This is a genomic window from Azospirillum cavernae, from assembly GCF_003590795.1.
Taxonomy (GTDB): domain Bacteria; phylum Pseudomonadota; class Alphaproteobacteria; order Azospirillales; family Azospirillaceae; genus Azospirillum; species Azospirillum cavernae.
Genome location: NZ_QYUL01000002.1, coordinates 1,156,209 through 1,178,389 on the forward strand (window position 1 = coordinate 1,156,209; position 22,181 = coordinate 1,178,389).

Consider the following 22,181-nt stretch of genomic DNA (forward strand, 5'->3'; position numbering starts at 1 on the left):
TTTTCCGTCAGCGCTCCGTCACGGCCAGCCGCAGGCCAAGCCCGATCAACAGCGCCCCCAGCGTCCGGTCCAGCCACAGGGCCAGACGCTGGCTGTGGCGCAGGCGGGCGGTGACGCGGTCGCCCAACAGAACCAGCGGCGGTTCGATCACGGCGGCGACGGCGATGATGAGCACGCCGTGCAGCAGCAATTGCGCCCACACCGGCCCGGCCCCCGCGACGACGAATTGCGGCAGGAAAGCCAAAAAGAAAATGGCGACCTTCGGATTCAGCAGGTCGATCAACGCGCCCTGCCGGTAAACCGCCCACAGATCGACGCCGCCCGCCTGTTTTACTTCCGCCGACTCGGCGAGGAACGCGCCGCCTTTTGAGCGCAAGGCCTGAAGGCCGATCCACAGCAGATAAGCCACCCCCGCCCATTTGACGACGGAGAAGGCCAGGGCCGACGCCGCGACGATGGCCGACAGGCCCAGCGCGGCGAGCAGGACATGGCCGAAGGCCCCGGTCCAAATCCCCAGCATGGCGGCGGTCCCCGCCCGCGCCCCGCCCTTGACCGTGTGGCCCAGGATGAACGCCATGTCCGGTCCCGGCGACAGGTTCAGCAGGGCCGCCGCCGCGAGAAAGGCGGACCAGTGGGCGAGGTCGTAGGTGAACATGGGCGCAGACTCAGGCTTTACGGGAAAACAAATCAGCGGATCAGCGGATTGGCGCGGTGACGATGTCGGCGGCTGTGCTGACTGCCGACCCGGTGACGCTGACGGCGGTTCCGGCGACGCTGGCCGCTCCGCTGACGACGCCGCAACCGGCCAGCAGACAGGCCGTGACGGTGGCCATGGACAGGGCGAGAAGCAAGCGGGTCATCAGGGCGGCTCCGAACCAGGGCTTGAGGGAACGCAGGTCGGATTGGACCATTCCAATCGCCAGCGTTCCGTTAAGAGTTTGGCAGATCCGCCGGGGGTGGGAAAGCCTGCGGCGCGGCGGCGATGGCCGCCGCCTCCTCCGCCAACCACGCGCAGAATCGTTCGGTCTTCCGGTTGCGCCGCCGCCATTGGGCGACATAGACGTAACCGCTGGCGTGAAAGCCGCAGGGGGCCAGCAGACGCCCGCTGCGCACGTCGTCGGCGACCAGATGCCAGGGCGCGACGCAGACCCCCAGCCCGGCCAGCGCGGCTTCCAGGGTGTAATAGTAATGTTCGAACTCGGTGGAGATTCGGGCGGGATCGGGCGGCGGGAGGTTGGCGGCGGCGGACCACATGGCCCAGGCGTTGCGCCGGGTCTTGGTGTGCAGCACGGGCAGGGGCCGCAGGTCCGCCGCCCCATCGGGCGACGGGGCGGGGAGCAAGGCCGGAGCCGCCACCGGCCCCAACATCTCGGCGAACAGCGTCAGCGTTGCGGGCGGCGTGGCGGCGGACGGCGACTCGTCCACCGTGATGATGACGTCGAAGCGTTCGCGGTCGATGTCCACGGCTTGATCGGCGGCCCGCAGCCGCACGTCGATGCCGGGGTTGGCCGCGTTGAAGCGGTGCAGGCGGGGGATCAACCAGCGCATCAGGAAGGTGCTGAGGCAGGACACGTCAAGGGTCGCGCCGTCGGCGTCCACGCAGGCGCGGACGGCGGCGTCCATCCGGTCGAAACCGTCGGTCAGGCCGGGCAACAGCGCCCGACCGGCGTCGGTCAGCGTGGGCCTCGCCTTTGAACCGGCGAACAGGGGAACGCCCAAGACCTCTTCCAGATGGCGGATCTGGCGGCTGACCGCGCCGTGAGTGACGGCCAACTCGTCCGCCGCCGCGCTCATCCGGCCCAGGCGGGCGGCGGCCTCGAAGGCGCGCAAGGCGTTCAGGGAGGGAAGGCGGCGTTTCATTCTGTGAGTTTACCGCACATAGGATGGGCGGGGAAATCGCTTATGCCGCCCCGCGATTCTTCCTAAACAGCGAGGGCCAGCGCGGTTGACGCCGAGCGGTTTCCCCAAGTCCGTCAAGAGGTCGTCATGCCGTTTGTCCGCACCGCCATTCACAAAGACACCCCTCAGGACCGCAAGCGGGCCATCGTCGATGGGATTCACCGGGCCTTGGTGGACGCCATCGGCATGCCCGCTGACGAGCTGTTCAATCTGGTGTCCGGCTATGACCCGGATGATTTTTTCTATGACCGGCGGTTCAATGGGATCGCCCGTTCCGACCAACTGGTGGTGGTGGAGATCACCATGCGGCGGGGGCGCAGCGACGCGATGAAGCGGGATTTGTACGCGCGGATCGCCGCCAATCTTGAGGCGGCGGCGGGGGTGTCGCCGCGCGATCTGTTCATTTTCGTCCACGAAAATGACTATTCGGACTGGTCGGTTGGCAATGGCGTGTTCGCCATGGCTCTGGCGCAGCAGCGCGGGCAGGATTCGTAAGGCGTCCGGTGGTGAAAACGGCGCAAGGATCGGCGCGGGTGTCCGCCGGACGCGGGCAAGGGCGTCCGGCGGACACCAGGGCAATCGCTCGAACGCTTCCACATCCATGAAAGCCCTTCTCCCCTTGCGGGAGAAGGGTTGGGATGAGGGGGGGCAGCCCGGCCATGGGCCGGGAGGTCGCTTTGCCACCCTCACCCCAACCCCTCTCCCGTCAAGGGAGAGGGGCTTTATCAGCACTCAATGGTTCAAGCGATTGCCCTGCGGCGGACACCCGCGCGATCAGAACTCCTTCCAATCATCGTCGTCGCTGACGCTGTGTTTCAGCACCGTGCTTTGGTTGGGCGCGGCGGCGGGGGCGCTGGCCACCGGACGCAGGGCGGGGCGAGCGACCGGCTTGGCTGCCGGAGCGGGCTTGGCGGCGCTGCGGACCGGGACCGGACGGGTGGGGGCCACCGCGCGGTGCAGGGCCGGGGCGTGATGGATGGCGGTCCGCGTCGGCGCGGCGGTGGCGCGGGCGGCGCCCTCCAGCTTGAAGAAGCCGATCAGCCCCTTCAGGTCGCTGGCCTGTCCGCTCATCGCCTGGGCGGCGGCGGTGGTTTCCTCAACCAGAGCGGCGTTCTTCTGGGTCATCTCGTCCATGCTGGCGACGGTCGCGTTGATCTCATCCAACGCGGTCGCCTGTTCCGCCGAAGCCGAGGCCATTTCGGAAATCAGCGTCGCCACCTGATGGACGCCCGACACGATGCCGCCCAAGGCGTCGCCCGCCTTCTTCACCAGATCGACGCCGTCCTTGACCTGGGCGTCACTGTCCATAATCAGGCCCTTGATCTCTTTCGAGGCTTGGGCGGAACGCTGGGCCAGTTGCCGGACCTCCTGCGCCACCACGGCGAAGCCGCGCCCGGCGTCGCCCGCGCGGGCGGCCTCCACCGCTGCGTTCAGCGCCAGCAGATTGGTTTGGAAGGCGATTTCGTCGATGACGCCGATGATGTCGGTGATCTTGCGGCTGGAACTCTCGATCCGGCGCATCGCCTCGATGGCCGATCCGGCGACGCCGCCGCCCGATTCGGCGGCGGTGCGGGCGTCAGCGGCCATGACGTTGGCGCGTTGAGCGTTCTCGGCGTTCGAGCGCACGGTGGCCCCCAGCTCTTCCATGCTGGCGGCGGTTTCCTCCAGGCTGCTGGCCTGCTGCTCCGTCCGCTCCGCAAGGTCCGACGAGCCAAGCGACACCTCGGCCGAGGCCGACGCGATGGTCTCGGCGGCGGCGGTGATGTCGCCGACGATCTCAGCCAGCTTGACCGAGGTGGCGTTGACGTCGGTCTTCACCTGCTGGAAGGCGCCGTGATAGTCGCTGGTGACGCGGCGGTTCAGATCGCCCTGGGCCAGCGCGCTCAGCACCTCGCCCAGATCGGCGATCACGCTTTGCACGGTGTTGGTCAGGCGGTTGACGCCCTCGGACATGGTCCGATAGAAGCCGTCCTTGCCCGCCAGATCGATCCGGCGCTCCAGATCGCCCTTCGACACCGCGTCGATCAGGGTGGCGATTTCCTCGCCGATGGCCTGTTCGCGGGCGCGCTGCGCCTCGGCGGCGCGGCGTTCGGCTTCCAGCCTTTCGCGCTCCGCCTCGTCCATCCGCTTTTTCTCGACGGCGTTGTCTTTGAAGACCTGGACGGCTTTGGCCATCTGGCCGATTTCGTCCTGATTGTCTTGGGCCGGAACCGTGATGGTCAGATCGCCCGCCGCCAGATCGGTCATCGCGCCGGTCATCTGGACCACGGGGCGCACGATGGAGCGCGCGGTCAGGAAGGCGACCAGCAGGCCAAAGGCGAAGGCGCCGCCAGCAATCCCGGTGACGAGCGCGATGGTGCGCTCCATGCTGGCGTGCATCTCGTCCTGAACCTGCTGGCGCGATTCGGTCTGCGACGCCAGGGTTTTCGTGGCCAGGGTGGCGAACTCCTCGCCTTCGGCTGGCATCACGCCGAAGGCCAGCGCCTGGGCGTCGTTGACGGACATGACAAGGCGCGTGAAGGCGTCGAGGTATCGGCCGCTTTGTTGGGCCGCGTCCTCCGCCAGTTTCCGGCGCGCCGGGTTGGTCTGGCGTTCCGCCAGAGTGGCGATGGTGGCGCGGAGGATGTCGTTCCGACCTTTCGCCTCGTCGATGAATTTTTGGCTCGGATCATTGAGGAAACGCTGGGCGCTGATCCGCGCCAGCATCAGCTTTTCCATCGCCAGCCCCGAAGTCGCCGCCGATTCCGGGTCGCTGTCGGTCATGGCGCTGGCGATCATCTGGCTGATCGCCTCCCGCGCCTTGGTGCCGGCCGGGTTCAGTTCCTTGTCGACCAGGGCGTCGCGCCGTTCACGAACCTCGACCAGCTTGGCGAAATTGGCGCTGTAGCCGTCCAGAAGCTGGAGCATCCGCTCGATGTTGGCGCGGCGTCCGGGATCCAGCGCGGCGTCGCGGTTTTCGCGCAGCTTGACGGCGAGGCCCTTCAAGTGAGCGCGGATTGGCTCGATCAGCGAATTTTGGCCGGTGAAGGAGTAGTTCACCACGCTGCGGCGCATGTCGGAGACGTCGCCGTTCACCTCGCTCAGCCGGAGCGAGTTGGTGGAGATGGTCGAATAGCGGCCAAACCCGACCTCCACATCGGTCAAGGCGCGGACGCCGAACACCGCGACCAGCCCAAGAAGGGCGAGGATCAGCAGGAAGCCGCTGTAAATGCGGGTTCCCACCTTGAAACGTCCGGCGAAAGTGGCGTTTTGCATGATCGGTGATGCCTTGATCTGCGGTTCGGGGCGCGCTGCGATGCGAGGACGACAGTAGGGTAAGAAGGTTTCCAGTTCGTTGCCAAGAGTTGTTCCATGACCGTTTCGCAAAACCAACGGATGGGGAGGCGGAATGGGGCCGCAGCGAAACGAACGCGCGGCCTTTGACGATGGGCGTGGGGCGTCTAGGTTAGGGGATGCGCGTCGCCGCGTTTCCGAACCTCCGAACATATGATTGCCGATCCATGCGCCGCAGCCTGCCATCCACGCCCGACAAAAGCCCCTTTCAGTCCAGCAACCTGGGTGATCTGGGGGTGGTTCGCTCCCTGGTTCCTTACATCTGGCCGCGCGATTCGCTGGAAACCCGGCTGCGCGTGGTCGCCGCCATGCTGCTGTTGATTGGGGCCAAGGTCGCCAACCTCTTCATCCCGATTTTCTACAAACAGGCCATCGACGCGCTGACTCCCGGTATGGCGGCTGGCGGGGTGGGGGCCAGTGGCGGCGCCAATGCGGTTCTGACCATCCCGTTGGGGCTGATTCTCGCCTATGGTCTGGCCCGAGTCGTCTCGCTGGTCTTCGCCGAACTGCGCGACGCGGTGTTCGCCACCGTGGCGCAGCGGACGATCCGACGCGTCGCCCTGTCGGTGTTCCGCCATTTGCATGGGCTGTCGCTGCGCTTTCACCTGGAACGCCAGACGGGCGGGCTGACCCGTTCGCTGGAGCGCGGGACGCGGGCGATTGAAGCGCTGTTGCGTTACACGCTGTTTTCCATCGTGCCGACCCTGGTCGAAATCGCGCTGGTCTGCGGCGTGCTGTGGAGCCTGTTCAGCGGCTGGTTCGCGCTGGCCACCTTTGTCACGGTGGCGGGCTACATCCTTTACACCTTCTTCGTGTCGGAATGGCGGATCAAGTTCCGCCGCCTGATGAACGACACCGACAGCACGGCCAACACCAAGGCCATCGACAGCCTGCTGAATTTCGAGACGGTCAAATATTTCGGCAACGAGGAGCATGAGGCGCGGCGTTACGACAGCGCCCTGCAATCCTATGAAAAGGCGGCGGTGCGCAGCCAGCAAAGCTTGTCCCTGCTGAACGTTGGCCAATCCGCGATCATCTCGGTCGGGTTGGCGGTGGTGATGGGCATGGCGGCCAACGGGATCGTGCAGGGAACCATGTCGCTGGGCGATTTCGTGCTGGTGAACACCTATCTGTTGCAGCTTTACCAGCCGCTGAACTTTTTCGGCGTCGTCTATCGCGAGATCAAGCAGTCGTTGACCGACATTGAATCCCTGGTGACGCTGTTGGGGGTGGACCGCGAGGTGGCCGACGCGCCGGGCGCGCCCGCTCTGGCGGTGGATGGGGCGGAGCTGCGGTTCGAGGGGGTGGAGTTCGGTTATGACCCGCGCCGTCCAATCCTGAAGGGCGTCAGCTTCACGGTTCCGGCGGGCAAGACGGTCGCCATCGTCGGACCGTCCGGCGCCGGGAAATCAACAATCAGCCGCTTGCTGTTCCGTTTCTACGACGTCAACGCCGGGCGGATTTTGATCGACGGCCAGAACATCCGCGACGTGACGCAGACCTCGTTGCGCGGGGCCATCGGCATCGTTCCGCAGGACACCGTTCTGTTCAACGACACCGTCTTTTACAACATCGCCTATGGCCGCGCCGGCGCCAGCCCGGCGGAGGTGGAGCAGGCGGCCCGGCTCGCCCATATCCACGAATTCGTCATGGGGCTTCCCGACGGCTATCAGACGATGGTGGGGGAGCGCGGGTTGAAGCTGTCGGGCGGCGAAAAGCAGCGCGTCGCCATCGCCCGCACCATCCTGAAGAACCCGGCGATCCTGCTGTTCGACGAGGCCACCAGCGCGCTGGACACCCACACCGAACGCGAGATCCAAGCCAACCTGCGTGAAGTCAGCCGGGGCCGCACCACGCTGGTCATCGCCCATCGCCTGTCCACCGTGATCGACGCCGACGAAATCCTGGTGCTGGACGGCGGTCGGGTGATCGAGCGCGGTCGGCATGCCGAATTGTTGGCCGCTGGCGGCGCCTACGCCGCGCTGTGGACCCGCCAGCAGGACGCGAGCCAAGGCGTGGTTCCGGTGGCGGAGGCCTTGCCGGAGGTCGTGGCGATGTGAGGGGGGATTTTTTGACACCGATGAACACAGATAAACACAGATGAAGAAAGATAAACGGAGCCGATTCTGGTGATGCCTGCCGTGATCTGCGCGGATGTGTTCGCGATATTTTTTATTAATAAAACATTCTTTTTCTGCATCGTGCTGAAACGGCAAATCCAAGCGCTAATTCGCGTCCATCTGTGTTTATCTGTGTTCATCGGTGTCACAAAACACCCTTCGCAATTCCCCGCCTCACCCAAGGAGCGCCATCGGTCCCGCCCGTCTCCAACCCAAGGGCTTTATCCGGGGCGCGGGCGCGGGTAGGGTGGCGGGATGATGACGATCACCGCTGTGGCTGCCGACCCGACCATGTCCGACTTCCGTGAATCCGACCCGACCCATCTTGCCGAAGCCGTTCGCGCCGGGGATCGCCGTGCGTTGGCCCGCGCCATTACGTTGATCGAATCGACCCGCGCCGATCACCGCGCCACCGCCGAGGCGCTGTTGGCGGCGTTGCTGCCCTTCACCGGGAATTCGGTGCGGTTGGGCATTTCCGGCGTGCCGGGGGTGGGGAAATCGACCTTCATCGAGGCGTTCGGGCTGCATGTCATCGGTTTGGGCCACAAGGTGGCGGTGCTGGCGGTCGATCCGTCGTCGCAACGCACCGGCGGTTCGATCCTGGGGGACAAAACCCGCATGGTCGATCTGTCGCGCGAGGCGAACGCCTTCATCCGCCCCTCGCCTGCCGGAGCGACGCTGGGCGGGGTGGCGCGGCGCACGCGCGAGGCGATGCTGATTTGCGAGGCGGCGGGCTTTGACGTCATCGTCGTCGAGACGGTGGGCGTCGGCCAATCGGAAACCGCCGTTGCCGACATGGTCGATCTGTTCATGCTGCTGCTGCTGCCCGCTGGCGGCGACGAGTTGCAGGGCATCAAGAAGGGCATCGTCGAGTTGGCCGATCTGGTCGTCGTCAACAAGGCCGACGGCGATCTGGCCGCCACCGCGCGCCACACGGTGGCCGATTACCGCCACGCTTTGACCCTGCTGCGCCACGGCGATTGGCGGGTGCCGGTGTTGAGTTGTTCGGCGGTTCACAAGAACGGGGTGGACGCTATTTGGGACACGATCGGCGAGCACAAGGCGATCACCCAGGCCAACGGCCAGCGCGCGACCCGGCGGGCCGATCAAGCGCGCGCCTGGCTGTGGAGCGAGATTCGCGAAACGCTGATCGACCGTTTCCGCGCTCACCCGGCGGTGCGCGCCGATCTGGCGCGACTCGAGGCAGACGTCACGGCGGGCGCGATGATCCCGACCACGGCGGCGCGCGCGCTGCTGGGGAGTTTTCTGGGCGAGTCGGCGGTCCCCTAACGATTGGGCGGATTCTAGGCCAAACCGCTTATGTTGCACCGCAACATTTTCGTTGCGCCGCAACGCCCATGGGTTTAGTTTGGCAAAGGCGGGAAAGGAGCGTCTGCCAAAGACGCTTGGGCGAACGGTTGCCCGCAGTCTCCTGGGGTTTGCCGGAGCGGCCTTTCCGTTTCCGCCACACTGATTCGTCCACGGGAGACAACGCGCCATGACCGCCAATTTCTTCGGCCTGTTCAGCCAAGCCGGTTCGCTCGCCAAATCCAACGCCGAAACCACCGCCGCCAAGTCGGCCCGCGTCGCCGGGCTGGTGCAGGACGGCTACCGCCGCTGGTTCGACGGCGTCACCGCCTCGGTCAACGACGCTGGCCGTCTGGCTGGCGAGTTCGGCAAGGTCCGCTCGCCCGCCGATCTGGCGGCGCTGCACCGCGAATGGCTGAACACGACCCAAGCCCGCGTGACCGAAGGCGTGCAGGGCTTCCTGGACGTGTCGGCCAAGATCGCCGCCGAGGTCGCCATCCTTCCGGGCGCCGCCCTCCCAGTCGCCAACGTGACCGTGGCCGCCAAGTCCGGCCCGGTCCTGGTGAAGCCGGTGGTCGTGGTCGCGAAGACGGAAGCCCCGGCGAAGGTTAAGGCCCCGGTCGTCGAGACGCCGGTCGTCGAGACTCCGGTTGTGGAAGCGCCGGTGGTCAAGGCTCCGGTCGTTGAGCCTGTCGTCGTTGAGGCCCCCGCGCCGGTCGTTGAGGCCGTCGCCCCGGAGGCTCCGGCCCCGGTGGCGGTTGTCGAGGCGCCGGTTGAGGCCCCCGTCGAGGCCCCGGTTGAAGCCGCTCCGGCGGTTGAGGTCGCTCCGGTCGCCAAAGCCGCTCCGGTGGACGCCGCCCCGGCCGAGACCGTCGAGGCCGCCGCCCCGGAGGCCCCGGCCCCCGTCGCCGCCAAGCCGCCGGTCAAGGCTGGCCCGCAGCGCCGCGTCGGCGGTCGTCCGGCGGGTCGGACCGGCGCCCAACGTTGAACGAAGTCCACCGCGTCGCCGTCTCTTGGCGTTGTTGAGAGACGGCTTGCGGTTCGACTCTGGGGTGTCTGCCGATTCTCTGGCTTGTTCTCGCGGATCCGTTCTTGACGACCCCTGTTTTGTTCGACTATATAGCGGCCTCCTTCGGGCGGCGTACCGCCCGTCACCGGGTTTCATTTGTTCAAGTAAAGGATTAGTCCGATGGCACGTCGGTGCTCCGTGACTGGCAAAGGCACGCAGTTTGGCAACAACGTCAGCCACGCCAACAACAAGAATCGTCGCCGCTTCCAGCCGAACCTCCAGGACACCTCGCTGCTGAGCGACGCTCTGGGTTCGCTGGTGCGTTTGCGTCTCTCGGTCCACGCGATCCGCTCGATCGAGCACAAGGGCGGCCTCGACGCCTTCCTGCTCGACGCGAAGGACGCGGTGCTGAGCGACGACGCCCGTCGCGCCAAGCGCCGCATCGCCAAGGCCCAGGAGAAGGCTCAGGCCGCCGCCTGATCCCCTGGTTTTTGGCGGCGCGCTAAGGCGGGGATGCCTGCATCCCCGTTGAGACAGGTTTTAGGGCGCCCACAGGACGAATCCGACTCCCGGTCGAGAGCGGCGCGCGATTTCCGATAAGGAGATCGCGCGTTTCGTCGTTTCTGGATCACGCTGTCTTCGGATCATTCGTCCAGCAGATCCGCCGGATCCTCGGCGTCGACCACGCGGCGGGCGACGTCATAACCGAATCCGGCGCGGCCCAAAGCCGCCATGTCCTTGTCGCGGTGCGCCGCGCGGGCTTCGGGCAGCCGGTAGACGCCGAGTCGCCGCCGTTTGGCCAGCGCCAGCGCCGCCGTCAGATCCACATTCGGCCCAACATCCTCCCGCAGCGTGTCCAGCGCCTTGTCGGCACCGTCGCGGTTGATGCCCTTGGCCGCCAGCTTTTGCGCGATGGCGCGGGTGGACGCGCCGCGCCGGTGCAGGCTTTCCGTCCGCATCTGGGCGTAGGTGTCGTCGTTCAGCAGATTGGCGCGGACGTAGCGTTCGATCAACGCGTCCACCCAACCCGCGCCCTCCTCGGGATCGTCGCCGTAAGCCTGGGCGGAGCGTTGGACCTTGCGCATCAGCACGCTGCGCAGATTGGCGGTGGAGCTGGCGAATCGCTCCAGATAATGCAGGGCCGAATTTTCCAGATATTGCGGCGTCACCCGCTTGACCGGCTTGGCGGTCGGGCCAGTTTGGCGGCGAGGCGGATTGTCGCGGGTCATGGCTGTCCTTGCGGTGGTGGCGGTTGCCCGGCGGGCCGGTGGGCCGTAAAGTCCGCCGTCCTTTTGTGAATCGTGAAGCGATGACTCATCCCCTTCCTCCCATGCCGCGCGTCGTCGGTCCCGTCAACTGGATCGGTTTGTGGACCCTGTACGCCCGCGAGGTGCGGCGCTTCGTCAAGGTGCACCAGCAAACCGTCTGGGCGCCGGTGGTGACGACGCTGCTCTATTACGCGGTCTTCGCCCTGTCGCTGGGCGCGGCGGTGCGCACGGTTGGCGAGGTGCCCTATCTGGAGTTCCTGGCGCCCGGCCTGATGATGATGGCGATGGTGCAGAACGCCTTCGCCAACACCTCCTCCTCCGTGGTGATCGCCAAGGTGCAGGGCAACATCGTGGACATCCTGATGCCGCCGCTGTCGCCGATGGAGCTGGTCAGCGGCTTTGTCTTTGGCGGCGTCACGCGCGGCCTGCTGGTCGGGCTGGTGACGGGGCTGGCGATCTGGTGTTTCGTGCCGCTGCACATGCCCCATCCGGGATTCGTCCTGTTTCACGCGCTGATGGCGTCGATGCTGCTGTCGCTGCTGGGGTTGATCGGCGGCGTTTGGTCGGAGAAGTTCGACAACATCGCCGCCGTCACCAACTTCGTCGTCACGCCCCTGTCCTTCCTGTCCGGCACCTTCTATTCGGTGGATTCGCTGCCCGGCGTCTTTTGGTGGGTGGCCCACGCCGACCCGTTCTTTTACATGATCGACGGCTTCCGGTACGGCTTTGTCGGGCGGGCCGACGGGGCGCTGTGGCTGGGCGTGATCGTCATGGCCGGGGTCAACGCCGGTCTGTGGTGGTTGGCCTTGAGGATGTTTAAAACAGGTTACAAGTTGAAGGCGTGACGCGGGGGAATTCCAGCCCTGTCGTTGCTGCTATCCCCTGTTGTCGCTGCTATCCGTTGACAGAACCTATCGTTCCCCGGATATTTGCCAGGTTCCCGGCGGGTACAATGCTCGCCGGGTTTTTCTGTTTTGGGAGGCCAGAGCCGTGATTCCCGTCGTTATGCCCACATACGCGCGCGCCGATGTTGTGTTCGAGCGCGGCGAAGGTCCGTATCTCTACGCGACCGATGGGCGACGATTCCTGGATTTCGCCGCCGGCGTGGCGGTGACGGCGCTGGGCCACGCGCATCCTTACCTGATTAAGGCGCTGACCGAGCAGGCCCACAAGGTGTGGCACACCTCCAATCTGTTCCGGGTCGCCGGGCAGGAAAGCCTCGCCAAGCGTTTGACCGAACTGACCTTCGCCGACACTGTGTTCTTCACGAATTCGGGCGCGGAGGCGTGGGAGTGCGGGGCCAAAGTGGTGCGCAAGTACCATTACGAGAACGGCAACCCGCAAAAGACCCGCATCATCACCTTCGAGCAGGCCTTCCATGGCCGCACGCTGGCCTCGATCTCCGCCGCCAAGCAGGAAAAGCTGGTGAAGGGATTCGGGCCGCTGCTCGACGGCTTCGATCAAGTGGCGTTCGGCAATTTGAACGAGCTGCGCAACGCCATCACCCCGGAAACCGGCGGCATCTGCGTCGAGCCGATCCAGGGCGAGGGCGGCATCCGCGCCGGTTCGGTCGAATTCCTGCGCGGCCTGCGCGAGGTCTGCGACGAGTTCGGCCTGCTGCTGTTCTTTGACGAAATCCAAACCGGCGTGGGCCGCACCGGCAAGCTGTTCGCCCATGAATGGGCGGGCATCACGCCGGACGTCATGGCGGTGGCCAAGGGCATCGGCGGCGGATTCCCGCTGGGCGCGTGCCTCGCCACCGAACGCGCGGCGTCGGGCATGACCGCCGGGACGCACGGTTCGACCTATGGCGGGAATCCGCTGGCGACCGCCGTCGGCAACGCCGTGCTGGATCTGGTGACGGCCCCCGGTTTCCTGGATGGCGTGCAGCGCATTTCCGGGATTCTGCAAGGCCGTCTGACGGATTTGATCGCCAAGCATCCGGGATTCTTCCTGGAGCTGCGCGGGCAGGGGCTGTTGCTGGGCCTGAAGGTCGCGCCGCCGGTGGGCGACGTGGTGGCCAAGCTGCGCGCCAACGGCATGCTGTCGGTTCCGGCGGGCGACAACGTCGTTCGTCTGCTGCCGCCGCTCATCATTGAGGAGCAGCAGGTGGACGAGGCGATCGCCATCCTCGACCAGACCGCGCGGGAGTGGACGGCATGAGCAAGGTTCGCCATTTTCTGGATGTTGATCGGCTCGACACCCAAACCCTGCGCCACATCCTGGACCGCGCCGTCGCCATCAAGGCGGACAAGGCGGCGTATCGCAGCCTGTTCCAGGACAAAACCCTGGCGCTGATCTTCGAGAAGCCCTCGACCCGCACCCGCGTGTCGTTCGAGGTCGGGATGCGCCAGTTCGGCGGCAGCGTCGTGGTGCTGAAGCCCGACGACATGCAGCTTGGCCGGGGCGAGACCATCGGCGATACCGCGCGGGTTCTCTCTCGTTACGTCGACGCTGTCATGGTGCGGACGACCGGCGAAGAGCGGGTGCATGAATTGGCGGCGCACGCCAGCATTCCGATCATCAACGGCCTGACCGACCAGACCCACCCCTGCCAGATCATGGCCGATCTGATGACCTTCGAGGAGCATCGCGGCCCCATCGCCGGGCGTTCGGTGGCGTGGCTGGGCGATTGCAACAATGTGGCGGTCAGTTGGGCGCACGCCGCCGTGCGCTTTGATTTTGAGCTGCGTCTGGCCTGCCCGGCGCAGTATGGCCCTTCGCAGGCCTTGCTCGATTGGGCGAAGGCGGAGGGCACGGGCCGTCTGGTCGTCACCGATTCGCCGGAAGACGCCGTGCGCGGGACCGAATGCGTCATCACCGACGCCTGGGCCTCGATGCACAACACCGACATCGAGGAGCGCGCGGCGATCCTGGAACCCTATCAGGTGAACGAAGCCTTGATGGGGTTGGCGCACCAGGACGCGCTGTTCATGCATTGCCTGCCCGCCCATCGCGGCGAGGAGGTGACGGACGGCGTGATCGACGGTCGCCATTCGGTGGTGTGGGACGAGGCGGAAAACCGCCTGCACGCGCAAAAGGCGATCCTCGCCTGGTGCATCGGCGAGTCCCTCTGACATCCTGTTTCCTCCCTCTCCCGCTTGCGGGAGAGGGACATCAAGGCTTCTCCCGTTTCGGGAGAGGGAGTTTAAGGCTAAAAAGGGGCTGCGCCGGGCGCGCGTCAGCCCCGCCGCCCTTGATTTGGCGGCGCGCGGCTCCGATCTTGCCGCAGACGCTCGTTTTTCCCGGTCTTTGCTCAAGGAATGCCTTCATGGACGATCCTTCCGTCCGTCCGCTTGCCGACGACTTTGTTCTGCCCTTTCAAATCGAGGCGTCGCGCCTGCGTGGCCGCATGGTCAAGCTTGGCCCGGCCATCGACGAGATTCTGACGCGCCACGATTACCCGTCCAGCGTCGCCCGCATCCTGGCGGAAACGGCGACGCTCGCCGTGCTGCTGTCCAGCATGCTGAAATATGAGGGCATCTTCACCCTTCAGACCAAGGGCGAGGGCGCCATCAAGGTGCTGGTCGCCGACGTCACCTCGGTCGGCGACGTGCGCGCCTACGCCCAGTATGACGCGGAGGAACTGGCCAAGGCCGAGCGCGACGTGGACATCGCCCCGGCGGCGGCGTTGATCGGCAAGGGCTACATCGCCTTCACCGTCGATCAAGGCGGGGACACGGATCGGTATCAGGGCATCGTCGAGCTGTATGGCAAGACGCTGACCGATTGCGTCCAGCATTATTTCCGTCAATCGGAACAGATCCAGACCGGCCTGTCGGTGTCGGTGGACCGCGCCGTGAACCCGGACGGCACGCCCGGCGGCTGGCGCGCGGGCGGCGTGATGATTCAGCGTCTGCCGCAGGAGCCGGGCGTTCAGGCGTCCGAGAAGGATGAGGATTGGGTGCGCGCCCTGGCGCTGATGTCCAGCGTCACCGGCGACGAGATGCTGGACGTCGGTCTGACGGCGTCCACGCTGCTCTATCGTCTGTTCCACGAGGATGGCGTGCGGATCTATGACGAGCACGGCCTGCGCTTTGGCTGCCGTTGCTCGCGCGAGCGGGTGGAGACGATGCTCGCCAGCCTGCCGCGCGCCGAGGTGCAGGAGTTGAAGATCGACGACGGGCGGGTCGAAGTGACCTGTCAGTTCTGCTCGACCGACTACCATTTCACCGACGCCGACCTTGATCGGGTGTATGGCGCGTAAGGATGATGGGGGAGGGGGCCGCGTGGCTCTCTCCCAAATCCTGTGTTCGGGACAGGCCGAAGAGCAAGACGCGAGGGGCAGGCGTTGAGAAGCGCTCAAGAGTTCGCGCGCCAAAACGCAAAAAAGACCGCAGCGTTTCCGCTCGGTCTTCCTGCAAGTCTCACAAGACCGAAGTCTTTGAGAGAAAATGGAGCGGGCGAAGGGATTCGAACCCTCGACCCCAACCTTGGCAAGGTTGTGCTCTACCCCTGAGCTACGCCCGCGCTCCGCATCCGCTGCTTGGTCCGTTCCGTCGCTGTCGCGTCGGCGTCCGGTCCAACCGGCGGCGTGCGGCGGACTATACGGATCGCGGAGCGCAATGCAAGCGTCTTGTTTCACTTTTTTTCGCCGACTGGACGAATTTCGGTCGGGCCGTTAAAAAGGGGCATGGACACCGTCACGACCCCTGACGCAACGGACGCTCCGTCGCCGGACCTTCCCTTGCCCACCTCGCCGGACGAGTTGCTGGCGCGGCTCGCCGCGCTGGGCATCGCCGCCGCAACCCACAGCCACCCGCCGTTGCGCACGGTGGAGGAAAGCAAGATCCTGCGCGGCGCGCTGCATGGCGGCCATTGCAAGAACCTGTTCCTGAAGGACAAGAAGGACCAGCATTGGCTGGTGGTGGCGCTGGAGGACGCGCGCGTCGATCTGAAGCGGTTGGACAAGGCCATCGGATCGGCCCGGCTGTCCTTCGCCTCGCCGGATCGGCTGTGGAGCCATCTGGGCATCCGCCCCGGCTCGGTCTCGCCGCTGGCGCTGGTCAACGACACCGAACGCCGGGTCAAGGTGGTGTTGCAGGAAGCGATGATGGCGCATGAGATTCTGAACTATCACCCGCTCATCAACGACCGCACCACCGCGATCCACCGCGACGATCTTTTGCGCTTCATCCGCGCCTGCGGCCATGAACCGGCCATCGTCGCCTTCGGCGGAGCCGACGACGAGGCTTAACGCGCCACAGCGCGCCGAGAGTGCTTGCCTGCCGGGCCGCGCGCGCTCATCTATGACGCAGACTGTCCAGACGACATCAACGGGAATCGACCTGCCATGTTCTCCATTCCGCCCGCCAAAGCCCCGAAGCCCGCCGCCGCGTCCGCCGCCGCCCCCGCTCCCGCTGGCGCTTCCGACGTCGTGAAGGACAGCACCGACCGCGACTTTATGGTCGATGTGATCGAGGCGTCGCGCGACGTTCCCGTCATCGTCGATTTCTGGGCGCCCTGGTGCGGCCCGTGCAAGCAGCTTGGCCCGATCATCGAAAAGCTGGTGCGCGCCGCCAAGGGCGCGGTGCGGCTGGTCAAGATCGACACCGACCAGCACCCGATGATCGCCTCGCAACTGCGCGTGCAGTCGATTCCCGCCGTCTACGCCTTTTTCCAGGGGCGTCCGGTGGACGGCTTCATGGGGGCCAAGCCCGAGTCGGAGTTGAAGGCCTTCATCGAAAAGCTGGTCAAGCTGGCCAAGGCGTCGGGCGCCGGCAGCCCCGACGACATTCTGGAGGAGGCCTTCGCCCAGGCGAAGGGGATGATGGAGGCGGGCGACCTGCAAGGCGCGCTGGATCTCTATGGCGAAATCCTTCACGCCGAACCGGAAAACGCGCAAGCCTACGCCGGGATGGTCCGCTGCTTGATCGCCGCCAAGGATCTGGAAAACGCCAAGGCGATGCTGGACCAGGCGCCGGAGAGCATGGCCAAGGACAAGGAACTGGCGAACGTCCGCGCCGCGCTGGAGGTGGCCGAGCAGGCCGCCAACGCCGGGCCGATCCCGGAATTGCTGGAAAAGGTCGCGCACGACGCCAACGACCACGCGTCGCGCTTTGACCTCGCCATGGCGCTGTTCGCCGCTGGCAAGCGTGAAGCGGCGGTGGAGGAGCTGTTGCAGATCGTCCGCCGGGATCGGACCTGGAACGAGGACGCGGCGCGCAAGCAGTTGGTCAAATTCTTCGAGGCCTTCGGCCCGACCGACCCCCTGACCGTCCAGACCCGTCGCAAGCTGTCGACGATTCTGTTCAGCTGACCCTCCTGTTTTTGTGGCGATGGGGTTCTATCTGATTGGTCATGACCCGGAACCCCTTCGACCTCAGCTTCGACCGTCTGCCGCCGACGCTGCCGATCTTCCCACTGGCCGGGGCGCTGCTGTTGCCGCGCGCCCGTCTGCCGCTGAACGTCTTTGAACCGCGCTATGTGGCGATGGTCGAGGACGCGCTGCGGGCGGATCGGATGATCGGCATGATCCAGCCGGTCAACCCGGATTGCCGGGCGCGAGACCCCGCTGTCTATGACGTCGGCTGCGCCGGGCGGATCTCCAGCTTCACCGAAACCGAGGATGGGCGTTTCCTCATCACCCTGTCCGGCCTGACGCGGTTTGGCGTTGAGCGCGAGATCGAGGGCGTGAACGGCTACCGGCGGGTGATTCCCTGCTGGGATTGCTTCGCCGAGGATCTGGAGCCGGAGCGCTGCGGCGAGATTGAGCGGGGTCGTCTGATGGCCCTGTTGAAGACCTATTTCCAGGCCAATGGCCTGTCGGTCGATTGGCAATCCATCGAAACCACGCTGGACGAGCGGCTGGTCAACTCCCTGGCGATGATCTGTCCCTTCAGCGCGGCGGAAAAACAGGGGCTGTTGGAAGCGCCAACCTTGGTCGAACGCGGGAAGCTCTTGATCGGATTGATCGAGATGGCCATTCTCGATTGCCGCGACGGTGACGGTTCCCCCTGTCACTGAGCGCTTGTTCCCTCTTCTGTGCGAGATGTTCCGATGACCACGCCCGACGACAAGACCAGCGACTCCAAGGGCGGCGCCCGCGTCGATCCCAAGCTGCTGGAAATCCTGGTCTGCCCGCTGACCAAGGGGCCGCTGCGCTACAACGCCGAACGCGGCGAACTGGTCAGCGAACGGGCCGGGCTGGCCTATCCGATCCGCGACGGCATCCCGATCATGCTGATTGACGAGGCGCGCAGCCTCGACAAGACCGGAGCCGCCTGATGGCGACGGAGGAGCGCTTCGCGTCGGAGCCGTTCGGCACGGCGCATTGGCCGCTGGAAATCCGTCTGAAGAAGGACGAGAAGCGGTTGGAGGTCGATTTCGACGATGGCCGCCGCTTCGCCTACCCGGCGGAGTTTCTGCGGGTGGTCAGCCCGTCCGCCGAGGTGCAGGGCCACAACGCCAGCCAGAAACAGACGGTGGCGGGCCGCCGCCATGTCGGGATCATGGGCGTGGAGTCGGTCGGCAATTACGCCATCCGCATCCTGTTCGACGATCTGCACGACAGCGGCATCTTCTCCTGGACCTATCTCTATGAGATCGGCGCGGAGCAGGATCGGCTGTGGGCCGACTATCTGGCCGAACTCGACGCCAAGGGGCTGAGCCGGGATCCGCTTCGGCGCGGGTGAGTTTGCCCGCTGGCGGCGCGATTGTTCCACGCGCCCCTTCCCCGCCGGGGTGGTGCGGGCAACGGGCTTTCCCGTTTTTCACCCTCTGCGTCACCCCGCCGCAGATTCCTCTCTTGCGCATTTGCATAAAATTTTATACAAAAGCCTATCGAATTGATGCTGTGTCGGCGGGGGCTGTCATGACGGCGACGGGATGGATCGAAAAGCGTCTGGAAGGTCGTCGTCAGTCCGCTCGCGCTCGGATGATCCGCCAGCACCGTCGGGTCAACGCCAAAAAGCGGGCGTGGTCGCGTGAGATCGCCCGCGTGATGCTGGTCGGCTCGATGCTGATGCTGGGGGTTTTGGCGGTCGAGATCGGGCGCAAGGCCGTGACCGTTCTGCACAACGCCAGCGTGACGAGTTCCGTGTCGATCGGCTGACCCGCAGGAGTTTTGCGGCCCCCGCACGCCAACCTCTCCCCCGCCCGGTTGGGACGGGTTCCTCCTTTGGCCAGGCTCCGAATCGCGGGCCAGCCGCAGCGGGGGAGAGGGTGGCGTGCGGGGGCTTTCGTTTGTCGGATCGGCGGATCAGTCGAGGACGACGACGTAGCGTTTGGTGGTCGTGGCGACCACGGTCCAGCTTCCTTCAAAGCCCGGCTCGATGACGAAGCGGTCGCCGGGTTTCAGCGTCCAACTCCGGCCATCGGCGTGGGCGACGACGCTTTCGCCCTCCAGTATTTCGCAATACTCCCACTCGTCATAGGCGATTCGCCACGCGCCTGGGGTGGAGCGCCAGATCCCGGCGAAGCGCTTGCCGTTGGTCGATTCGTAGCTGTTCCAGGTGGTGAAGACCGGCGACCCGCTCAGCAGCCGGTCGGGTGCGGGCGCGCCGGTTTCGGGAATGGCGTCGCCCAAAACGGACAGCGGCGCGGCGGTGGCGGTCATAGCGGTGGGAATCCTTTTTGCCGGGGGGGGGGGTGCGTGAGGCTTACCAAGCCGCCAGCAACGGCGGCAGGTCCAGGACGGAGTCGATGCGGCGGTAATGCTCGTCCGGCGGCTCGGCCTCTTCATGCGCCCAGGTGATGGCGTAGGGAATGTGGACGGCGTGGCCGCCGATGGCGAGAACCGGCAGAATGTCGGAGCGCACCGAGTTGCCGACCATGACGAAGCGGTCCGGGGCGACGCTGTGCCGCTCCAGAACGCGGCGGTAGCTGGCCGAATCCTTTTCGCTGACAATCTCCACCGCGTCGAAACGCCCGGCCAGCCCGGAGCGGGCGATCTTGCTTTCCTGGTCGAACAGATCGCCCTTGGTGATGAGGATCAGGCGGTAGCGGTGGGACAGCGCCTCGACCACGTCGGCGATGTCGGGCAGCAGTTCCACCGGATGCTCCAGCATCGCCTTGCCGAAATCGATCAGGCTTTGCAAATCGCGGGCGGGAACCCGCCCGTCGGTGACGGAGATGGCGGATTCGATCATCGACAGGACGAAGCCCTTGATGCCGTAGCCATAGACTTTCAAATTCGCCCGCTCCGCGTCGAGCAGGCGGCGGTCGAGATCGTCGGGATCGGCGGCGTGGGCCAACAGGGCGCGGAACCGCTCCTGAGTCATCGAAAACAGGGATTCATTGTGCCAGAGCGTGTCGTCGCCGTCGAAGCCGATGGTGTCAATCATGATGAAGGCCATATGGTCCGTAAGTAAAACAAAGATGACGGAAGACGGGGCGGCTGTCCAGTCAGGTGCTATTGTGGGGATCACGGACGATAAGCGTCCAAAATGACAGTTCCGCCACAGTTCGAAAACATTCCCTACTCAGTCCCTCGTTGCCTGCAAAGCGGGCATGTTGCTGAAGGGGGTGGCAGAGCGGGGCAAAGAGGCGTAACTATCTTTCCACAGACAGAGGACGTGATCGCCGCACTGGTGAACCCCTCGCAAAACAAAACATTAGGAATCACACCATGGCCACCCTCCTGCATTCGGCTCATGCCGATCGCGGCTCGCTCTCTTTGGCTAACCTGTTCGAAACGGGCTTCAGCATGGTCGGTTTGTGGCGCCAGCGCGTCGTGACCCGTCGTGAACTGAGCCGCCTGGACGAGCGTATGCTCCAGGACATCGGTTTCAGCCGCACCGACGCCGACGAAGAAATGTCCAAGCCGTTCTGGCGCGAATGAGCGCCCTTGGCGCGAAAAAGGGCCGCCTCCGATAAGGAGCGCGGCCCTTTTTCATGTCTGGATTTTGCTTGGAGTTTTGGGACCGCTGGTTTTCAGCCCGTTGATCCGACGACCGGGATGGATCGGTCGGCGGATCGCAGGACGCTGAATCGTCGCGAGGGGGCAGGCCCCCCGCGCAGTCTTCAGATGCAGTAATGCTTGAGCGGCTCGAAGCCGTTGAAGCAGACAGCCGAATAGGTCGTCGTGTAGGCGCCGGTGGCGTGGATGCGGACGCGGTCGCCCGCCTTCAGATCCATCGGCATCTTGTAGTCGGCGCGTTCATACATCACGTCGGCGGAATCGCAGGTCGGCCCGGCCAGGATGACGGCCTCGCGGTCGCCGTCCTGGTCGTCGCCCAGCACCTCGATCGGGTACTGGATGGCCTCGTCCATGGTTTCGGCCAAGCCGCTGAACTTGCCAATGTCGAGATAGACCCAACGCTTGTCGTCGTTCGCCGACTTGCGCGAGACCAGAACGACTTCGCTTTCGATGATGCCGGCGCTGCCGACCATGCCGCGCCCCGGCTCGACGATGGTTTCCGGCAGGTGGTTGCCGAAATGGGTGCGCAGCGAGTCGAAGATCGCCTGACCATAGGCGGTGGATTCCGGCACGTCGGTGCGGTAGCGGGTGGGGAAGCCGCCGCCCAAGTTGATCATGCCGAGATCGACGCCGAGGATTTCAAGCTCGCGGAACAACTGCGCCACCTGGAAGATGGCGTGGTCCCACTGCATCAGATCCTTTTGCTGCGAGCCGACATGGAACGACACGCCATAGGGCTGGACGTTCATGTCGCGGGCCTTCAGCAGCAGCTCGCGCGCCATGGTCAGATCGCAGCCGAACTTGCGCGACAGCGGCCATTCGGCGCCCTCGCCCGAGGTCAGGATGCGGCAGAAGACGCGGGCGCCGGGGGCGGCGCGCTCGATCTTCTCCAACTCCGGCTCGCTGTCGAAGGCGAACAGGCGGACGCCCAGCTCGAAGGCGCGGCGGATGTCGCTTTCCTTCTTGATGGTGTTGCCGAAGGAAATCCGCTCCGGCGTGGCGCCGGCGGCCAGCGCCATCTGGACTTCCGGGACCGAGGCGCAATCGAAGGCCGAGCCGAGGCGGGCCAACAGGGCCAGAATTTCCGCCGCCGGGTTGGCCTTCACCGCGTAGAAAATGCGGGCGTCGGGCAACGCGTCGTGCAGATCGTTGTAATTCTGCTCAACCACGTCCAGATCGACGACGAGGCACGGGGTCTGCGGGCGCTGCTCTTCGAAAAAGCGCGCAATCTTCTGGGTCATCTCAGTCTCCTGGGACGCAAGATGATGGATCGGAAAAGGCGGAGTCGGGGGATTGGAGCGGCCTAACGCTCAGCAGACCAACAGCAGATTTTGCAGGTCAGGCGTTAAAGGCCGCTGATACTGGTTTTACCCGTACACGATCGA

At 65.4% G+C, this 22,181-nt stretch carries 24 protein-coding genes and 1 tRNA gene; 16 read left to right on the forward strand and 9 right to left on the reverse strand.

The features are described 5' to 3' along the window. Nucleotides 1–7: 7 nt before the first annotated feature. The 3 genes from D3877_RS16820 to D3877_RS16830 form a co-directional block, all read right to left on the reverse strand. Nucleotides 8–655, reverse strand: coding sequence for a LysE family translocator (locus D3877_RS16820; protein ID WP_119831865.1), 648 nt, complete (start codon nt 653–655; stop codon nt 8–10). A gap of 40 nt (nt 656–695) precedes the next feature. Next, the gene (locus D3877_RS29900; RefSeq protein ID WP_158599932.1) at nt 696–860 is read right to left on the reverse strand and encodes a hypothetical protein; all 165 of its coding nucleotides are present in this window, start codon (nt 858–860) and stop codon (nt 696–698) included. Nucleotides 861–930: 70 nt separating this feature from the next. Continuing rightward, nucleotides 931–1,860 carry a LysR substrate-binding domain-containing protein gene (locus tag D3877_RS16830; RefSeq protein ID WP_119831867.1) on the reverse strand — a complete coding sequence of 310 codons (930 nt, stop codon included), beginning with the start codon at nt 1,858–1,860 and terminating at the stop codon, nt 931–933. Between the two features lie 126 nt (nt 1,861–1,986). On the opposite strand from D3877_RS16830, the gene D3877_RS16835 reads away from it, so the two are divergent. Beyond that, nucleotides 1,987–2,394: a tautomerase family protein gene (locus D3877_RS16835; protein WP_119831868.1), complete on the forward strand. Its 408-nt coding sequence runs from the start codon at nt 1,987–1,989 to the stop codon at nt 2,392–2,394. 279 nt (nt 2,395–2,673) lie between these two features. Here the strand turns inward: D3877_RS16835 and D3877_RS16840 are convergent, their stop codons facing one another. After that, on the reverse strand, nt 2,674–5,154 hold the full coding sequence (locus D3877_RS16840; RefSeq protein WP_119831869.1) for a methyl-accepting chemotaxis protein: 2,481 nt from the start codon (nt 5,152–5,154) through the stop codon (nt 2,674–2,676). Between the two features lie 245 nt (nt 5,155–5,399). On the opposite strand from D3877_RS16840, the gene D3877_RS16845 reads away from it, so the two are divergent. From D3877_RS16845 to rpmB, 4 genes are all read left to right on the forward strand, one after another. Then, on the forward strand, nt 5,400–7,292 hold the full coding sequence (locus tag D3877_RS16845; protein WP_119831870.1) for an ABCB family ABC transporter ATP-binding protein/permease: 1,893 nt from the start codon (nt 5,400–5,402) through the stop codon (nt 7,290–7,292). A gap of 351 nt (nt 7,293–7,643) precedes the next feature. Further along, nucleotides 7,644–8,642: a methylmalonyl Co-A mutase-associated GTPase MeaB gene (gene meaB / locus D3877_RS16850; RefSeq protein WP_119832510.1), complete on the forward strand. Its 999-nt coding sequence runs from the start codon at nt 7,644–7,646 to the stop codon at nt 8,640–8,642. A 208-nt stretch (nt 8,643–8,850) separates the two neighbouring features. After that, nucleotides 8,851–9,648, forward strand: a complete 798-nt coding sequence (locus tag D3877_RS16855) for a hypothetical protein (protein ID WP_199720830.1) — start codon at nt 8,851–8,853, stop codon at nt 9,646–9,648. A gap of 201 nt (nt 9,649–9,849) precedes the next feature. Continuing rightward, nucleotides 9,850–10,149 carry a 50S ribosomal protein L28 gene (gene rpmB / locus D3877_RS16860; protein WP_119831871.1) on the forward strand — a complete coding sequence of 100 codons (300 nt, stop codon included), beginning with the start codon at nt 9,850–9,852 and terminating at the stop codon, nt 10,147–10,149. Between the two features lie 164 nt (nt 10,150–10,313). Here rpmB and D3877_RS16865 read toward each other — a convergent pair whose 3' ends face one another. Continuing rightward, nucleotides 10,314–10,898, reverse strand: coding sequence for a regulatory protein RecX (locus D3877_RS16865; RefSeq protein WP_119831872.1), 585 nt, complete (start codon nt 10,896–10,898; stop codon nt 10,314–10,316). Nucleotides 10,899–10,978: 80 nt separating this feature from the next. On the opposite strand from D3877_RS16865, the gene D3877_RS16870 reads away from it, so the two are divergent. The 4 genes from D3877_RS16870 (at nt 10,979) to hslO (ending at nt 15,144) form a co-directional block, all read left to right on the forward strand. Beyond that, on the forward strand, nt 10,979–11,782 hold the full coding sequence (locus tag D3877_RS16870; RefSeq protein ID WP_119831873.1) for an ABC transporter permease: 804 nt from the start codon (nt 10,979–10,981) through the stop codon (nt 11,780–11,782). 160 nt (nt 11,783–11,942) lie between these two features. Next, complete coding sequence (locus D3877_RS16875; protein WP_119831874.1) at nt 11,943–13,100, forward strand: aspartate aminotransferase family protein; 1,158 nt, start codon at nt 11,943–11,945, stop codon at nt 13,098–13,100. Further along, nucleotides 13,097–14,014, forward strand: a complete 918-nt coding sequence (gene argF / locus D3877_RS16880; protein WP_119832511.1) for an ornithine carbamoyltransferase — start codon at nt 13,097–13,099, stop codon at nt 14,012–14,014. Before D3877_RS16875 ends, argF begins: the two co-directional genes overlap by 4 nt. Before the next feature lie 194 nt (nt 14,015–14,208). Beyond that, nucleotides 14,209–15,144 carry an Hsp33 family molecular chaperone HslO gene (gene hslO / locus D3877_RS16885; protein WP_119831875.1) on the forward strand — a complete coding sequence of 312 codons (936 nt, stop codon included), beginning with the start codon at nt 14,209–14,211 and terminating at the stop codon, nt 15,142–15,144. A gap of 188 nt (nt 15,145–15,332) precedes the next feature. Here the strand turns inward: hslO and D3877_RS16890 are convergent. Continuing rightward, nucleotides 15,333–15,407 (reverse strand) — tRNA-Gly (locus D3877_RS16890). Nucleotides 15,408–15,570: 163 nt separating this feature from the next. Between D3877_RS16890 and D3877_RS16895 the strand changes: the two genes are divergently transcribed. From D3877_RS16895 to D3877_RS29490, 6 genes are all read left to right on the forward strand, one after another. Then, a complete protein-coding gene (locus D3877_RS16895) occupies nt 15,571–16,134 on the forward strand; it encodes a prolyl-tRNA synthetase associated domain-containing protein (protein WP_119831876.1) in 564 nt (187 codons plus the stop codon). A 96-nt stretch (nt 16,135–16,230) separates the two neighbouring features. Continuing rightward, a complete protein-coding gene (locus tag D3877_RS16900) occupies nt 16,231–17,196 on the forward strand; it encodes a thioredoxin family protein (protein ID WP_119831877.1) in 966 nt (321 codons plus the stop codon). Nucleotides 17,197–17,237: 41 nt separating this feature from the next. Further along, the gene (locus D3877_RS16905; protein ID WP_119831878.1) at nt 17,238–17,903 is read left to right on the forward strand and encodes an LON peptidase substrate-binding domain-containing protein; all 666 of its coding nucleotides are present in this window, start codon (nt 17,238–17,240) and stop codon (nt 17,901–17,903) included. A 33-nt stretch (nt 17,904–17,936) separates the two neighbouring features. Further along, nucleotides 17,937–18,164 (forward strand): Trm112 family protein, encoded by a 228-nt coding sequence (locus D3877_RS16910; protein ID WP_119831879.1) that lies wholly within the window; start codon nt 17,937–17,939, stop codon nt 18,162–18,164. Further along, complete coding sequence (locus D3877_RS16915) at nt 18,164–18,571, forward strand: gamma-butyrobetaine hydroxylase family protein (RefSeq protein WP_119831880.1); 408 nt, start codon at nt 18,164–18,166, stop codon at nt 18,569–18,571. The genes D3877_RS16910 and D3877_RS16915 overlap by 1 nt, the downstream gene beginning before the upstream one ends. Before the next feature lie 179 nt (nt 18,572–18,750). Continuing rightward, nucleotides 18,751–18,990 (forward strand): hypothetical protein, encoded by a 240-nt coding sequence (locus tag D3877_RS29490; RefSeq protein WP_147395213.1) that lies wholly within the window; start codon nt 18,751–18,753, stop codon nt 18,988–18,990. A 147-nt stretch (nt 18,991–19,137) separates the two neighbouring features. Here the strand turns inward: D3877_RS29490 and D3877_RS16920 are convergent, their stop codons facing one another. Then, nucleotides 19,138–19,494 (reverse strand): cupin domain-containing protein, encoded by a 357-nt coding sequence (locus D3877_RS16920; RefSeq protein ID WP_119831881.1) that lies wholly within the window; start codon nt 19,492–19,494, stop codon nt 19,138–19,140. Between the two features lie 43 nt (nt 19,495–19,537). Continuing rightward, complete coding sequence (locus D3877_RS16925; RefSeq protein ID WP_119832512.1) at nt 19,538–20,221, reverse strand: HAD family hydrolase; 684 nt, start codon at nt 20,219–20,221, stop codon at nt 19,538–19,540. A 284-nt stretch (nt 20,222–20,505) separates the two neighbouring features. Here D3877_RS16925 and D3877_RS16930 point away from each other — a divergent pair, with 284 nt between their 5' ends. Further along, nucleotides 20,506–20,718, forward strand: a complete 213-nt coding sequence (locus D3877_RS16930) for a DUF1127 domain-containing protein (protein ID WP_119831882.1) — start codon at nt 20,506–20,508, stop codon at nt 20,716–20,718. Nucleotides 20,719–20,900: 182 nt separating this feature from the next. On the opposite strand, the gene D3877_RS16935 is transcribed toward D3877_RS16930, so the two are convergent. Beyond that, nucleotides 20,901–22,037, reverse strand: a complete 1,137-nt coding sequence (locus D3877_RS16935) for a type III PLP-dependent enzyme (protein ID WP_119831883.1) — start codon at nt 22,035–22,037, stop codon at nt 20,901–20,903. Nucleotides 22,038–22,181 lie beyond the last annotated feature (144 nt).